Below are 14,512 nucleotides of genomic sequence, written 5' to 3' on the forward strand. Positions count from 1 at the left end.
GCCACAGAATGCGCCGGCGGCAGCCGGAACCGCCCGCGCACCAAGGCTTTACGCCGCCCGGACCACCAGCGTCGTGATCCGCCGCACGATCGGCAGCACCAGCAGCAGCGTCGGATAAGCGATCGGCCAGGACCCCGCCCACGACCGCAGCCACAGCCCGACGTCGAGGCCGTGACTCATCAGGGTGCTGATCAACGAGACGATGCAGGTCATCAATAGCGACAACAGCAACGGCAACACGAAGGACGCGGCGCGGGCGGGCAGTTTGCAGCGCTCGACGCTGACGCGAGGCGTGGGATTCGCGGAATTCATCTGTACTCCATAAACATTCGGGGGCAACGACCACGCCGGATGGCGAGGCCGGTGCGTTGATTCACGTGAACGCTTACGGCGAACGGATGTCGCGGGCCGAGCCTAACCAGACCCAGCGCCGCGACGCAACCGCGTACCTCAGGCGGCGCCCTCGATCTTCAGGTCGCCGAAGGTGACCTCGCGGGTCATGGGGCGGGCCAGAAAGTCGTGCGGGAAGCCGAGTTCGATGGCGCTCGCCTGTTCCAGCCGGGCCAGCTGCGCGGCGTCGAACTCGATGTCCAGCGCGCCCAGATTGTCCTCCAGCTGCGCGGCGGTACGGGCCCCGGCGATGGGCGAGGCCACGCCCGGATTCCGCAGCGTCCACGCGATGGCCACCTGCGCTGGCGACCGGCCGAGCTCATCGGCTACCGCGCCCACCACGTCGGCGATCGCCAGCCCACGCTCGGTCAGCGCACCGCTGGCCACGGCGACGTTCTTCCGCGTGCCGCTCGGCGAGGCCGAGGCCGCGTCGGCCAGATCGGCGCGCGAGTATTTGCCGGTGAGCACTCCGCTGCCGAGCGGCGACCACGGAATGACGCCGAGCCCCAGTTCGCGGGCCATCGGAATCAGGTCGCGCTCCACGGTGCGCTCGATGAGGCTATACTCGATCTGCAACGCGATCAGCGGCGACCAACCGCGCAGGTCGGCCATGGTCTGCATGCGCGAAACCTGCCAGGCCGGAGCGTCGGAGATGCCGACGTAGAGCACCTTGCCCGCCCGCACCAGATCATCCATGGCGCGCAAGATTTCCTCCACCGGGGTGAGGAAATCCCAGGCGTGCAGGTAGAGCAGGTCGATGTAGTCGGTGTTCAAACGCCGCAGGCTGGCTTCGACCGAGGCGAACATGCTCTTGCGATGGTTGCCGCCGGAGTTCGGATCGCCTGCGCGGCGCAGCATCGTGTACTTCGTTGCCAGCACCAGCGATTCACGGTTGGCGGCGGTGAATTCACCGAGCAGCTGTTCGGAGCTGCCGTCGGTGTACTGGCTGGCGGTGTCGATGAAGTTGCCGCCGCGGTCGGTATAGGTGTCGAAGATCTTGCGCGCTTCGTCCTTGTCGGCGCCCCAGCCCCAGTCCGCGCCGAAGGTCATGGTGCCCAGCGACAGTGGCGAGACCCGCAGGCCCGAACGGCCGAGGGTCCGGTAGGTGTCGAGGGTTGTGCTCATGGAAACTCCTGTCGTCGTGCGTCGACAGCAAGTCTGTGGCGCTGGCGCCCGGTTGGTAAGGGAAGGTTCTTCCTGGGAAAACCGGTCCCACCCTGGCCGCGCCGTAAGATCGGTGCCGATGACCGGGACGATCGATGCGACGCGGGAACTGGGCGCCTTCCTCCGCGCCCGCCGGGAACGGCTGCGCCCCGCCGACCTGGGCCTGGCCATCCGCAAACAGTCGCGCCGCACGCCCGGGCTGCGCCGCGAGGAAGTCGCGGAACTGGCCGGGGTGAGCACCGACTACATCGTTCGGCTCGAACAGGGCCGCGGACTGCGGCCGTCGGCGGAGGTGCTGGAGGCGCTGGCGCGGGCGCTGCGGTTGACCCTCGACGAGACGGCCTACCTGTTCGATCTGGCGCAGCAGCGGCTGCCCTACTGCGACACGGCGAGCACCGTCCCGTCCGCGACGCTGGTCATGCTGGTCGAGGACCTGGCGCCACTGCCGGCGATGCTGGTCGATCACCGCTACGACATCCTGGCCTGGAACCGGGAGATGTCGCGGCTGCTGCTCGATATCGATGGGCTGCCGCCGACGCACCGCAACACCATGTGGTTGTGCCTGATGCATCCCGGTATGCGCGATTTCTATCTCGATCGAGAGCAGATCATCCGGGAGGGCGTCGCCGATCTGCGGGCGGCGTGGGCGGCGCATCCCGATGATCGGGCCCTGGCCGATATGGTGGCCGACTTCAGCGCGCGCAGCCCCGAGTTCGCCATGGCCTGGGCCGAACACGACGTGCGGGTGCGCGGTCGCGGTCGTAAGCGGATGAAGCACCCGGTGGCCGGCCTGGTGACGGTTGATTTCGAGGTGCTGATGCCGTTACAGGAGACCGATCAGCGGTTGATCATCTACCGTGCCGCCGACGCCGCGTCCCAGCAGGCTCTCGACCGCCTCGCCGCCCGCGACCGCACGCCAACGGGCTCCGGGCGTACCGCACCGACGGACGCACCGCCGGACCGGGCGCACAGCGTGAACGGAGGCGGCCCCGGAAAGAGCCGCGCCGCCGTCGGCGCAGCCGCTGATGGATCCAGCTCCTGAAGTGGACGCAGGTGTCTCGAGCGCGGCGGTCCAACCGGTGCTCCGGGTGGTTGGCCGGCGTTCTCGGCGGCGCTGATGATCGGCCCGCTGCGCGAGGCAGCGGGCCGGGGGATGGTCTGGCGGGTTCGCGCTAGTCGACGGCGGTGAGCTCGGCCGGTTCTTCGTCGTCGGATTCCTCGTAGCGGCCGTCCCACTCCTCGTAGGCGGGCGCTTCCTCCTCGCGGGTGACTATCCATTCCATCGAGTAGGTGTCGTCACCGAGCGGGACGGCCACGTTCTCGATCTTCACCCCGATATTGAGCACCTCGGCGGCGCGGATCACCTCCGGGAGATCCTCGGCACGCACCACGGTCTGATTCGCATACAGGGTCACCATGGGGCGAATCGTACGGCAGCCGGCCGACAGCAGCGCGACCGCTGGGGGCGCGCCGGGCAGACAGCGAAAGCCGCCGCGGTCGTCGTGGCCGCGGCGGCTGGAGCGTCGAGACGGTACCGAGCGGTACCGGGTGGATCAGAGCTTGTTGAAGGCCAGCGAGAGGGCCGACTTCTTGTTGGCGGCCTGGTTGGCGTGGATGACGCCCTTCGAGGCGGCCTTGTCGAGCTTGCGGCTCACGAAGCGCAGACGCTCGGCGGCGGCATCCTTGTCGCCGGCGGCAGCGGCTTCGCGGAAGCTACGGATGGCGGTGCGCAGCGCGGACTTCACCGACTGGTTGCGCTGACGCGCTTCCTCGTTGGTCCGGATCCGCTTCATCTGGGACTTGATGTTGGCCACGCCTGTATCCTCTGGTTTCCTTGTCGCTGATGGATGTCTCTGAAGTCTGGTAGCGCGCATCGCGCCCTGCGATTACGCCGGGCATCGGTAACGCTGCGCCGAAGATCGAGGGTACCAGCACGCTCGCGGCACACGAAATCGGTCCCCGAGCCGAGGCCGGGTACCCGGGCGCGGGCAAGGCGGTTTGCGGGTACCGGCAACGCGGCAGGCACGGGCTCAGCGCGGCCGACCCGCATCGACACCGCACCGAACCATCCGCGAAATCATTGTGCAGGTCGATTACCTCGCGTAACGTTCCGTTTCACTTCGGCCGTACCAGTTTTTCCAGCAGGACCCAGGACTACCCGGTGTGTTCTCCGCCGTGGCGGGGACGATCCTCTCGGAAGGCGGATGCCATGTCACCTACTGCGCAGGAAGTCGTCGAGGAAGCCGCCGAGCTGAAGCCGATACCCGAGCCCAAGAAATGGGCCGCGGAGGCGCTCGGCACCTTCATTCTGGTCATGGGCGGTGTCGGTACCGCGGTTCTGGCCGGCGATAAAGTCGGTGCGCTCGGGGTGGCGCTGGCCTTCGGTCTCACCCTGATGTTCCTCGTCTACGCCATCGGCCCGATCTCCGGGTGCCACGTGAACCCGGCGGTGACGATCGGTCAGCTGCTGATGGGCCGGTTGTCCACGGTGAGCGCGGTCGGCTACGTCATCGCCCAGCTGATCGGCGCGTTCCTGTCCGGCCTTGTGCTGTTCGCCATCGCGAAGAATCTGCCGTCCTACGACCGCTCGGTCGACGGGCTCGGTGCCAACGGCTGGGGTGAGCACAGTCCGTCCGCGCAGACCGGCCCGCTCGGGCAGGTGGTGATCCAGGACGGTTACGGCATGGCGGCCATGATCATCGTCGAGGTGATGTTGACGGCGCTGCTGGTGTTCGTGGTGCTGGCCTCCACCGACCAGATCTCCGACGTCCCGCTGGCCGGATTGTCGATCGGTGTGACGCTGGCGGTCATCCATCTGATCTCCATCCCGGTCGACAACACCTCCGTCAATCCGGCCCGCAGCCTCGGTGTCGCGCCCTATCAGGATGGCGCGATGGCCCAGTCCTGGGCCTTCGTGGTCTTCCCGCTGATCGGCGGCTGCCTCGGCGCCCTGATCTACGGCATGCTGTTCGGCCGGTCCCGCGAGATGATCAGCTGATCCCCGCAATCGGCAGCCCCCGCGACCGGATCGGCGCGGGGGCTGTCGCCGTTCAGCTCCAGTTGTATTCGATGACCAGCCGGTGCGCGATCACGTCGAAGGTCTTGCGCGGCAGGATGGCGCCCTCGCGGCGGATGCCAACTTCCGGAACATCGAGCACGCGGTCGAGGCGGACCCAGCTCGGACGGCCGTCGTGGTCCCAGCTGCCGCTGCCGATCCCGACCCAGTTGCGATCGTGGGCGCGCACCGGATTCGACGACAGCATCAGCCCGAGCAGGGTGCGGCGGTCGCGGCCGACCACGAGCACCGGCCGGTCCTTGCCATTGGCCGGGTCTTCCTCGAACGGCACCCAGGTCCACACGATCTCGCCCGGGTCGGCCCGCCCGTCCAGGTGCGGGGCGTAGACGATGTGGCGGGCGCGCTCGGCGGTGGGCACGGGGGTGGAGGCGGCCGGGCGAACCGGCACGGCGGCGGCTTTGCGCGGTGGCGCCAGCGATCCGACTGCCCGCTCCAGCAGGCTGGAGCGCTGCAATTTGCCGACCAGCTTCGGCGCCTGCGACTTGACGATCTTGGGACCCTGCTCCTTCGCGATGAGGCCGAGCTGCTTGCCGAGAGAGTTCCAACTGCGGGCCATCACTGGAATATAACGGCGAGCCGCCGCGATCACATCCGCACCGAAGCGGTCCGCGGGCCCCCGATCATCGTGTGGCCGCCGGTAATTGCGGCAATGCACGGGCCAGCGGAGGGTGCCTGCCCCTACCCATGGGACGATGGAGCGCAGTTCGCCGATACCCGAATGAGGAGTGGAGTGCCCGCCAGCTTCGCCGACACGACGTTCACCGATCCGTCGCGGATCCGGAACTTCTGCATCATCGCGCACATCGACCACGGCAAGTCGACGCTGGCCGACCGGATGCTGCAACTGACCGGAGTGGTCGAGGAGCGGCAGATGCGCGCTCAGTATCTGGACCGGATGGACATCGAGCGCGAACGCGGCATCACCATCAAGGCCCAGAACGTCCGGCTGCCGTGGACCCCGCGCAGCGGCGAACACGAGGGCACCGACTTCGTGCTGCACCTCATCGACACCCCCGGCCACGTCGACTTCACCTACGAGGTCTCGCGCGCGCTGGAGGCCTGTGAGGGCGCGATCCTGCTGGTGGACGCCGCGCAGGGGATCGAGGCGCAGACCCTGGCCAACCTGTACCTGGCGCTGGACAAGGATCTGACGATCATCCCGGTGCTCAACAAGATCGATCTGCCCGCCGCCGATCCCGACCGCTATGCGGCCGAGCTTGCGCACATCGTCGGCTGCGAGCCTTCGGACGTGCTGCGCGTCTCCGGTAAGACCGGCGTCGGGGTGGCCGAGCTGCTCGACGAGGTGATCGCGCAGGTCCCGCCGCCGCAGGGCGAGGCCGACGCACCGGCGCGCGCGATGATCTTCGACTCGGTCTACGACACCTATCGCGGTGTGGTGACCTACATCCGCGTGGTGGACGGCAAGCTCACCCCGCGCGAGAAGATCAAGATGATGTCCACCGGCGCGACCCACGAGTTGCTCGAGATCGGCATCGTCTCGCCCGAGCCCAAACCGACGCAGGGCCTCGGCGTCGGCGAGGTGGGTTATCTGATCACCGGCGTGAAGGATGTGCGCCAGTCGAAGGTCGGCGATACCGTCACCGCGGCTCGCGGCGGCGCCACCGAACCGCTCACCGGATACCGCGAACCGCGCCCCATGGTGTACTCCGGCCTGTATCCCGTCGACGGCTCCGACTACCCGGATCTGCGCGATGCCCTGGAGAAATTGCAGCTCAACGATGCCGCGCTGACCTACACCCCGGAAACGTCGGTGGCGCTGGGCTTCGGATTCCGTTGCGGCTTCCTCGGTCTGCTGCACATGGAGATCACCCGCGAGCGGTTGCAGCGCGAATTCGACCTGGACCTGATCTCCACCGCGCCCAACGTGGTCTACCGGGTGGAGATGGAGGACGGCAGCGAGCAGGTCGTCACCAACCCGTCGTACTGGCCGGAAGGCAAGGTGCGCCGCGTCTTCGAGCCGGTCGTGAAGTGCACCATCATCTCTCCGAGCGAGTTCATCGGCTCGATCATGGAGCTGTGCCAGTCGCGTCGCGGCGAACTCGGCGGCATGGACTACCTGTCGGAGACCCGGGTGGAGCTGCGCTACACGCTGCCGATGGCCGAGATCATCTTCGACTTCTTCGATTCGCTGAAATCGCGCACCCGCGGCTATGCCAGCCTCGACTACGAAGAGGCGGGCGAGCAGGAATCGCAGCTGGTCAAGGTGGATATCCTGTTGCAGGGTGAGGCCGTCGACGCGTTCAGTGCCATCGTGCACCGCGATGCGGCGCAGGCCTACGGCCACAAGATGACCACCAAGCTGCGCGAGCTGATCCCGCGCCAGCAGTTCGAGGTGCCGATCCAGGCCGCCATCGGCTCGAAAATCATTGCCCGGGAGAACATCCGCGCCATCCGCAAGGACGTGCTCGCCAAGTGCTACGGCGGTGACATCAGCCGTAAGCGCAAGCTGCTGGAGAAGCAGAAGGAAGGCAAGAAGCGGATGAAGACCATCGGCCGGGTGGACGTCCCGCAGGAGGCCTTCGTCGCGGCACTGTCCTCGGACGCGCAGTCGGATAAACCGAAAGATAAGAAATAGCGCGCGATCTCGGGTCTGTTCAGGGATAATGGCGCGTCGGCCGGTGCTGGCGTCGCCACCCGGTAACTGGGGGCTGGAGCAATTCGCGTGGCGTTGTTAACTTTTTCAGCGTCCCGGAGGATGTGACAGCTGGGTTCTGCACAAATATGGTGGTACCTGATCTTCACTCTCGGTCGTTCCGGCGTGGTGAGGATGCTGGAAGACCCGAGAGTGGAGTTGTCGTATGACGCGTGACCTGCCCTTCGACGGCGATTTCGATGCCGACGAGCGTGGCGGCGACACTGCCTACCGTGTAGCGAGTGGTGTCGCGCGGGTAGCAAGGGGCGGCGCATACGTCACCGGCGGCGCACTGGTGGCCGCCAACGGCGGTGGAGTTCCGGCTCAGCCGGGCAACGAACACCACCTGGACAGCTGGAATGCCGGCTGGGCCCGCAACAGTGATCCCGATCCCGATGTTCCGAGCCCGGTGCTCACCTTCCCGGATCCCGCTCCCGGCGATTACACCCAGACTCCGGTCGCCGATCAGGGGCCCGCGGTCGACGATCCCGGGGCCGACCCGTGGGTCACCATGCCGCTGCCCCGGCTGGACGGCGGTGTCGGCAGCGGCGGCGCGGGCGGCGGTACCGACGCGGGTTTGGGACTGCCGTCGTTGCCCGGCAACGGTTCCGACGGTATGCGCGTGCCCGGTTCGAGCGGTGAGGGCGTTCCTGGGCTCGGTGGCATCCCCGGCGCCGGCGGTGACGGCGTGCCCGGGCTCGGTGGCATTCCCGGCGCCTCCGGCGAGGGCGTCCCCGGTCTCGGTGGTCTGCCCGGTTCGACGTCCGAGGGCGTGCCAGGTCTCGGTGGAATCCCGGGGACCGGTGGCCCATCGAACGGATTCGGGCTGCCTGGCACCGGCGGGGACGAGCTCGCGGAGCCCGGTGGGCAGGGCTTCGGCCTGCCAGGGCACGGGCTCGGCCAGGCCGGACACGGCTTCGGGCTGCCCGGCACCAATGGCTTCGTCGCCCCCGGCTCCAACCCCTTCGGGCTGCCGGGCGCCTCGCCCGTGGCCCAGCCGGACGCCGCCGCTCCCGGGGCGCCCAGCGCGGGCGACCCGTTCGACGGTATCGGCAACGGCGACAATCTGGGGGTGTTCCTCGGCACCGAGCTGAGCGTCGACTTCGGCATCGGTGCGGATGGCATCTACCTGAACACCGCGATGAAGGTCGACTTCGGCATCGGCAACGTCGGCGATGAGCTCGACCAGTACACCGACTGGCTGGCCGACGGTATCCGGGTACCGGACGGTTCGCGTTCCGCTGCCGAGGCAGGGGAGCCGGGCGGCGCGCATCAGGGCCTGGTCGGCGGTGTCACCATGCCGCACGCCGGCGGTGCGGGTTCGGCCGCGACCGGCGCTTCGGCCGCGCAGTCGGCGTCGCACGGAGCCACGCATTCGGCGACGGCCGCCCCGCATTCGGCTCCTGCGGCCGCGGCCCCGGTCTCTCCCGTGGCGCCCGCTCCCGCGCCCGCGCCGGTCGCACCCGCCGCCTCCGTCGCGCCTGCCGCGATCGCCCCGGTTCCGGCGCCCGCCCCCGCGGCTGTCGCCCCGGCAGCGGTAGCCCAGCCGGTGGTGGCGACGCCACTGCAAACCACCATCCAGCCCGACGCCGCGACGTCGCCGATCGCGAATGTGATCGCGCCGCCGCCGGGCCCGTCCCCGCTCACCGCCCCCGCAGCGGCGGTCCCGGCGATCTTCGAACGCTCGGTGCCCGCCGAGCGGCCGACGCCGCCGGGCACCGGAATCGACGATCCGACCCAGATGACACCCGGCACCACCCCTGGCGGGACGACCACGGTCACCTCGACGCTGCCGACCCCGACAACGCCTGGCAAGACCACCTCGCCGGACCCGAGCACCTCCACGCCCGATGTGAGCGTGACCAAGCTGCCTGGCGCGAGCGTCACCACCCGGCCAGGTAGCTCGACCTCCGACGATCCGATCACCAAGACCCCGGGCGCGAGCGGCAGCCAGCCGAGCACCCGCCCGTCCACGTCGGATCCGGACGACGACGTCACCACGCCCGGAAGCACCGGCGGCGCCACCACCCGCCCGCAGACCACCGACGCTCCGGAGCCGAGCACTCGGCCGCAGCCGACGGTCGACACCCCGACCACGGCGGATCTGCCCTCGACGGTGGACCGGCCCACCGCCGACGTGCCCACCGCCGACGTGCCCACCGCCGATGTCCCCACCGCGGACGTGCCCACCGCCGATGTTCCGACGGTGAGCGCCCCTCGGCCTACGGCACCGACCTACGATCCGCCCACCCAGGCGCCGACCGTGGACATCCAGCCGAACAACCCGGCTCCGACGATGAAACCGCAGATCGGCGTCAAGCCGATCGCCGACTACGACTCCGGTTCGCATGATCCGGCATTGCTCGCGGTGGCCTCGTTCGCCGATCACAGCCCCTACGGTCTGGCCGGTGATGAGCTCAGCGGCGCCCTGCTGCCGGAGTCCGCCATGGCGCAGACCCACCATGTGGTCGCGCACGTGGACCCCGCGATGATGTGACCGGGCGAAGCGGGACGGGTTGACGGCGCTCGCGGGCGCCATGATCGAATGAGAGCCGACAGCGTGCGAGAGATTCGACGACAGCGACGATAGTAAGGAGCAGGGTTGTCTGCCGCAGCCGGACTCGAGGCCGCGACCGTGAAACATCCGGACGCCATGGCCCCGCTCATCCGGATCATCGACGAACTGCGGGAGCTGACCCGGTCCGCCGGCCGTGACGATCTCGGTGGCCGGCTGAGCATGGTCCGGGGCAGGGTGAGCGATCCACGGGTGCGGCTCGTGGTGGTCGGTGACCCGAAGAGCGGGATGAGCAGCCTGGTCAACGCCCTCGTCGGGGCGAAGATCAGCGCCACCGACAGCCCGATCAGCGTTCCCGTCATCATCGAGCACGGCCCGGAGCCGACGGCCACCCTGGTGCGGTCGCTGGGTGGCGGCCGGATCGAACGTCAGCCGGTCGACCCGCTCGATCCGGCGCCTGCGCTCAATGCCAAGGGCGTCATCCGGGCCGAGTTCACCCAGCCGAGCCCGCTGCTGGCCGAGGGCGTGGTGCTGATGGACGCGCCGGGCGCGGCCCGCGAGGACAACACCACCTGGTCGATGATCGCCGCCGCGGACGCCGTGCTCTACGTCGGTGACGCCGCCGCCGAGCTGACGCCCGACCAGATCAGCCATCTGCAGCGCATCCAGCAGATCTGCCCGACCGTGGTCTGTGTGCTGAACAAGATCGACGTGCACTCGCATTGGGCACATACTCAGCAGCGCAACCGGGATCTGCTCGACGCCGCCGGCCTCGGTTTCGCGGTCGCCCCGGTATCGGCGGAGATGCATCGGCAGGCCGGATTGGTGGGCAACTACCAGCGCGATATCGAATCCGGTGTGCCGCAGCTGGTCGATCATCTGCGCGATTTCATCGTCAACCGCGCCGACGAGGTGGCCACCGAAGCGGCGGCGGGCGATATCCGGCTGGTCTGCGACCATCTGGCCGCTTCGCTGCGCACCGAAGCGGAAACCCTGCGTGATCCACGTCGGCGCTCGGAGATCACCGCACAGTTGGCGGCCGCCCGCGACGAGGCCGATCAGCTGCGTCAACGGACCGCCAACTGGCAGGTCACCCTGGCCGACGGCAGTACCGAGCTGATGGCCGATATCGAACACGATCTACGTCACCGCCTGCGCAGCCTGGTCCGCGACGCCGAGGCCGAGATCGCCCAGACCGACCCGGCCCGGCGCTGGAACGAATTCGGCGCCGACCTCGACGCTCGCATCTGCGAGGCCGTCGAGGAGAACTTCGCGATGGCGCACTACCGTTCGGTGGAGCTGTCGGAGCAGGTGGCGGCGAAATTCCCGGCCGATCATCGTGCCCCGCAGCTACCGGAGGTGCGGCTGGAGCAGCCTGGTGAGGTGCTCGAACAGGTGGCGCCGCTGGAGCCGTTGGAAAGCGCGAAGACCAGCCTCACCCAGCAGTTCCTTTCAGCGCTGCGCGGTTCCTACGGCGGCATCCTGATGGTCGGTCTTGCCACCAGCCTGCTCGGAATGTCGCTGGTGAACTGGTATTCGGCCGGCGCCGGTGTGCTGCTGGGTATCAACGCGCTGTGGGACGACCGCCGGGCCCGTAAGCAGCGGCGGCAGGCCGAGGCCAAGGTGGCGGTGGCCCGCCTGATGGACGATGTCGTGTTCCAGGTGAGCAAGGAATCCCGTAATCGCCTGCGTGCCACTCAGCGCGCGCTGCGCGACCATTTCACCGAGATCGCCACCGACGTGCTGCGCAGCGCCGACGAAGCGTTGCGGGTCGCCGAGGAGGCGGGCGCCAAGTACGGCGAGGGCGGGCGTGACCGGCTGGACCGGATCGACGCCGATATGGCGACATTGCGCGCGGTGCGCGAACGCGCCGACGCCTTGGTCACCGCCTGAGCCGGTCGGGCCCGGCGACGCATCCCGCCTGGCATCCCGGCCCGGCGCGACGACCAAGCCGGAGGACGCGCTACCCGTGCTGGGTGGCCGGGGTATGCGCGGGCCGGAACCGTCCGGCCTCGCCCGCCTCCTCGGCACGGATGATGTGGGTGACCGCGTTGATCAACGCCAGATGGGTGAAGGCCTGCGGAAAATTGCCGAGATGGCGGCCGCTGTGCGGTTCGATCTCCTCGGCGTAGAGCCGCAGCGGGCTGGCGTAGCCGAGCAGCCGTTCGCACAGCTGCCTGGCCCGCGGTAGTTCACCGATCTCCACCAGCGCAGACACCAGCCAGAACGAGCAGATGGTGAAGGTGCCCTCGGTGCCGGAGAGTCCGTCGTCGGTGGTTTCGGTGCGGTAGCGCAGCACCAGGCCGTTCTCGGTGAGCCGGTCGGCGATGGCGAGGACGGTGGCGCGGATGCGGTGATCATCGGGTGGCAGGAAACGGGTCAGCACCGCCAGCAGCAGGGAAGCGTCGAGAGTGCTGCCGCCGTAGGTCTGGGTGAGCACGCCGTCGGCGTCGACGCCGTGGGTGAGCACATCGTCTTTGATCTCCTCGGCGATGGCGTACCAGCGGGCCGAGATCTCCAGCTCGCCGTGCAGCTCGGCCAGTTTCGCACCGCGGTCCAGCGCCACCCAGCACATGATCTTCGAGGAGGTGAAATGCTGCGGCTCGCCGCGCACCTCCCAGATGCCGCGATCGGGTTCGCGCCAGTGCCGGATCGCCGCTCCCACTTGACGTTCCAGCAGCGGCCACAATGTCTCCGGCACATGCTGGCGCGATTTGACGTGCAAATACACCGAATCGAGCATGGTGCCCCAGATATCGTGCTGATCCTGGGCATAGGCGCCGTTGCCGATGCGCACCGGTCGCGCCGAGTCGTACCCGGACAGGTGGTCGAGGGTGGTCTCGGTGAGTGTGCGTTCGCCGCCGATCCCGTAGAGCACCTGCAGCGGAACGGGTTCACCGTCCGGGCCGGTGGTCGCGTCGTTGAGGAAGGCGAAGAAGTCGTCGGCCTCGCGGTCGAGGCCGAGGGTGTACAGGCCCCACAGGGCGAAGGTCGAATCCCGCACCCAGCTGTAGCGGTAGTCCCAATTGCGTTCCCCGCCCGGTGTTTCCGGCAGTGACGTGGTCGGCGCCGCCATCAGCGCACCGGTGGGCGCGTAGGTCAGGCCTTTGAGCGTGAGCGCGCTGCGCTGCAAGTAGCTACGCCAGGGATGGTCGGGGAATTTGCCGAGCGTGATCCATTGCCGCCAGCATTCGGTGGTGGTCCACATCTTCTGCGCCGCTTCGTCGAAGGTCTGCGGCGCCGGTAGTTCCGACCAGGTCAAGGCCACATACACCTGATCGCCCTCTTCCATCCGGGTGCGGGCGCGCGCCTCCCGGCCCTCGATGCCCAGGCGCAGATCCGTGGTGAGCACCAGCGTCGGGCCCGCGCTCGGGTCGGCGGCGCATTGCGCGGTGGCCTCCTCGTACACCTTGCCGGTGTACTCCCAGTGCGCCGTCTCCCGGTGGTAGTCGAAGGAGGGCTCGCAGCTCATCTCCAGTTCGACGATGCCGCTGACGCATTTCACGGTGCGCAGCAGCATGTGCTCGGCGTCCCAGTCCATCGGCGTGCGCCGGTGGGTCTTGCTGCGCTGAAAGTTGTTGTGCCACGGCCCGAGTATCAGCGCGTCGCGCACGATCAGCCAGCCGGTCGCGGTCTGCCACGTGGTTTCCAGGATGATGCCGCCCGGCAGATAGCGCCGCGCTGCCGGCACATTGCGTCCGTACGGGCCGATCCGGAAATGGCCTGCGTTGCGATCGAGCATCGCACCGAACACACTCGGCGAATCCGGGCGTGGCACACACATCCACTCGACCGAGCCGTTGCTGGCGATCAGGCAGGTGGTTTCGCAGTCCGACAGGAAGGCGTAGTCGTCGATCGGCGGGAAATTCGAGCGGTGCCGGGATTCGATGAGCGAATGCGCCGTCTGCTGGACCTGCTCCTCGGAGATCGCCATAACCTCATGATCGCGTCCGAGCCGGGGTGCGTCCACCGCACCGCGCCGGTGACCGAACCCGCCACCGGCGCGGTCGGCTCTCACACTCGGCGGATGCGGGCCAGCCAGGCCGCGGTATCGATCGGGCCGTCCTGCGGCAGCCCGAGCCGGGCGACCTCATCGGCCACGACCTCGGTATTGCGGCCGCGGTACCTGGCCGGACGCAGCTCCTCGACCTCCCAGCCGTCGGTGAAGGCGTCCCGGATGATCGCATCGCTGATCCGCGGACCGAATCCGGGTTCGGCATCGGAGAGCGCCAGGATGTGTACCGTCCCGCCCGGCGCGCAGATCGCGTGCAAACCACGCACGTAGGTGGCCCTGGCCTCGGGGTCTTCGCCGAAGACGTGGAACAGTGCGCTGTCGACGATGGTGTCGAAGGGGCCGAAATCATCCGGCCGGTGCTCGGCGATGGCCAGTACATCGACCACCTCGAACCGCGCGTTCGGCGCGCCCTTGGCGGCGGCGTTGCGGCGGGCGTAGTCGACCGCACTCGGCGACAAGTCGATGCCGAGCACGTCGTACCCGAGTGTGGTGAGCAGAATCGTGTGCTCACCGGCGCCGCTGCCGGGATCGAGCACCCGGCCCCGGAGCGCCCCGGTGCGTTCGAGCTCGACGATCGCGGGCTGCGGTTCGCCGATCACCCAGGGGGCGGTGTCGTTGTCGTAGACGGTGTTCCAGAATTCCGCTGCTCGTGTCATGCCTTCCAGGTTGCACTCTCAACCACGGTTGAGGTCAACGCTC

General features: G+C 68.5%; 12 protein-coding genes. 5 read left to right on the forward strand and 7 right to left on the reverse strand.

Going from position 1 to position 14,512, the window contains the following annotated elements; translation table 11 throughout:
• Positions 1–48: 48 nt before the first annotated feature.
• Together AC4HOU_RS26285 and AC4HOU_RS26290 are read right to left on the reverse strand one after the other, a co-directional pair.
• Positions 49–312 (reverse strand): DUF2798 domain-containing protein, encoded by a 264-nt coding sequence (locus AC4HOU_RS26285; protein ID WP_490725498.1) that lies wholly within the window; start codon positions 310–312, stop codon positions 49–51.
• A gap of 138 nt (positions 313–450) precedes the next feature.
• A complete protein-coding gene (locus AC4HOU_RS26290) occupies positions 451–1,515 on the reverse strand; it encodes an aldo/keto reductase (protein WP_490725499.1) in 1,065 nt (354 codons plus the stop codon).
• A gap of 118 nt (positions 1,516–1,633) precedes the next feature.
• On the opposite strand from AC4HOU_RS26290, the gene AC4HOU_RS26295 reads away from it, so the two are divergent.
• Positions 1,634–2,596, forward strand: coding sequence for a helix-turn-helix domain-containing protein (locus AC4HOU_RS26295; RefSeq protein WP_490725500.1), 963 nt, complete (start codon positions 1,634–1,636; stop codon positions 2,594–2,596).
• A 130-nt stretch (positions 2,597–2,726) separates the two neighbouring features.
• On the opposite strand, the gene AC4HOU_RS26300 is transcribed toward AC4HOU_RS26295, so the two are convergent.
• Both AC4HOU_RS26300 and rpsT read right to left on the reverse strand, forming a co-directional pair.
• Positions 2,727–2,972 (reverse strand): hypothetical protein, encoded by a 246-nt coding sequence (locus tag AC4HOU_RS26300; RefSeq protein ID WP_163814100.1) that lies wholly within the window; start codon positions 2,970–2,972, stop codon positions 2,727–2,729.
• A 135-nt stretch (positions 2,973–3,107) separates the two neighbouring features.
• Positions 3,108–3,368: a 30S ribosomal protein S20 gene (rpsT, locus tag AC4HOU_RS26305; protein ID WP_014349721.1), complete on the reverse strand. Its 261-nt coding sequence runs from the start codon at positions 3,366–3,368 to the stop codon at positions 3,108–3,110.
• Between the two features lie 395 nt (positions 3,369–3,763).
• Between rpsT and AC4HOU_RS26310 the strand changes: the two genes are divergently transcribed.
• Entirely contained in the window at positions 3,764–4,552 is a 789-nt protein-coding gene (locus AC4HOU_RS26310; protein WP_163814099.1) for an aquaporin, read from the forward strand.
• Between the two features lie 52 nt (positions 4,553–4,604).
• Here AC4HOU_RS26310 and AC4HOU_RS26315 read toward each other — a convergent pair whose 3' ends face one another.
• Positions 4,605–5,186 (reverse strand): type II toxin-antitoxin system PemK/MazF family toxin, encoded by a 582-nt coding sequence (locus AC4HOU_RS26315; protein ID WP_194989910.1) that lies wholly within the window; start codon positions 5,184–5,186, stop codon positions 4,605–4,607.
• Positions 5,187–5,348: 162 nt separating this feature from the next.
• Here AC4HOU_RS26315 and lepA point away from each other — a divergent pair, with 162 nt between their 5' ends.
• The 3 genes from lepA to AC4HOU_RS26330 all read left to right on the forward strand — a co-directional run bounded on the left by lepA (position 5,349) and on the right by AC4HOU_RS26330 (position 11,691).
• The gene (gene lepA, locus AC4HOU_RS26320; RefSeq protein ID WP_130919267.1) at positions 5,349–7,226 is read left to right on the forward strand and encodes a translation elongation factor 4; all 1,878 of its coding nucleotides are present in this window, start codon (positions 5,349–5,351) and stop codon (positions 7,224–7,226) included.
• Positions 7,227–7,449: 223 nt separating this feature from the next.
• On the forward strand, positions 7,450–9,780 hold the full coding sequence (locus tag AC4HOU_RS26325; RefSeq protein ID WP_490725501.1) for a hypothetical protein: 2,331 nt from the start codon (positions 7,450–7,452) through the stop codon (positions 9,778–9,780).
• Between the two features lie 105 nt (positions 9,781–9,885).
• Entirely contained in the window at positions 9,886–11,691 is a 1,806-nt protein-coding gene (locus tag AC4HOU_RS26330) for a dynamin family protein (RefSeq protein WP_163814096.1), read from the forward strand.
• 70 nt (positions 11,692–11,761) lie between these two features.
• Here AC4HOU_RS26330 and AC4HOU_RS26335 read toward each other — a convergent pair whose 3' ends face one another.
• Together AC4HOU_RS26335 and AC4HOU_RS26340 are read right to left on the reverse strand one after the other, a co-directional pair.
• Entirely contained in the window at positions 11,762–13,732 is a 1,971-nt protein-coding gene (locus tag AC4HOU_RS26335; RefSeq protein ID WP_163814095.1) for a glycoside hydrolase family 15 protein, read from the reverse strand.
• 80 nt (positions 13,733–13,812) lie between these two features.
• The gene (locus AC4HOU_RS26340) at positions 13,813–14,469 is read right to left on the reverse strand and encodes a class I SAM-dependent methyltransferase (protein WP_490725502.1); all 657 of its coding nucleotides are present in this window, start codon (positions 14,467–14,469) and stop codon (positions 13,813–13,815) included.
• Between the last annotated feature and the right edge of the window lie 43 nt (positions 14,470–14,512).

This window comes from Nocardia sp. JCM 38205, assembly GCF_058222935.1.

Bases quoted from the DNA above. Each gene is read 5' to 3' on its own strand.
- AC4HOU_RS26310 (WP_163814099.1), top strand. From the start codon at position 3,764: ATGTCACCTACTGCGCAGGAAGTCGTCGAGGAAGCCGCCGAGCTGAAG.
- AC4HOU_RS26285 (WP_490725498.1), bottom strand. From the start codon at position 312: ATGAATTCCGCGAATCCCACGCCTCGCGTCAGCGTCGAGCGCTGCAAA.
- AC4HOU_RS26335 (WP_163814095.1), bottom strand. From the start codon at position 13,732: ATGGCGATCTCCGAGGAGCAGGTCCAGCAGACGGCGCATTCGCTCATC.
- AC4HOU_RS26300 (WP_163814100.1), bottom strand. From the start codon at position 2,972: ATGGTGACCCTGTATGCGAATCAGACCGTGGTGCGTGCCGAGGATCTC.
- AC4HOU_RS26290 (WP_490725499.1), bottom strand. From the start codon at position 1,515: ATGAGCACAACCCTCGACACCTACCGGACCCTCGGCCGTTCGGGCCTG.
- AC4HOU_RS26315 (WP_194989910.1), bottom strand. From the start codon at position 5,186: ATGGCCCGCAGTTGGAACTCTCTCGGCAAGCAGCTCGGCCTCATCGCG.
- AC4HOU_RS26295 (WP_490725500.1), top strand. From the start codon at position 1,634: ATGACCGGGACGATCGATGCGACGCGGGAACTGGGCGCCTTCCTCCGC.
- AC4HOU_RS26340 (WP_490725502.1), bottom strand. From the start codon at position 14,469: ATGACACGAGCAGCGGAATTCTGGAACACCGTCTACGACAACGACACC.
- AC4HOU_RS26325 (WP_490725501.1), top strand. From the start codon at position 7,450: ATGACGCGTGACCTGCCCTTCGACGGCGATTTCGATGCCGACGAGCGT.
- lepA (WP_130919267.1), top strand. From the start codon at position 5,349: ATGAGGAGTGGAGTGCCCGCCAGCTTCGCCGACACGACGTTCACCGAT.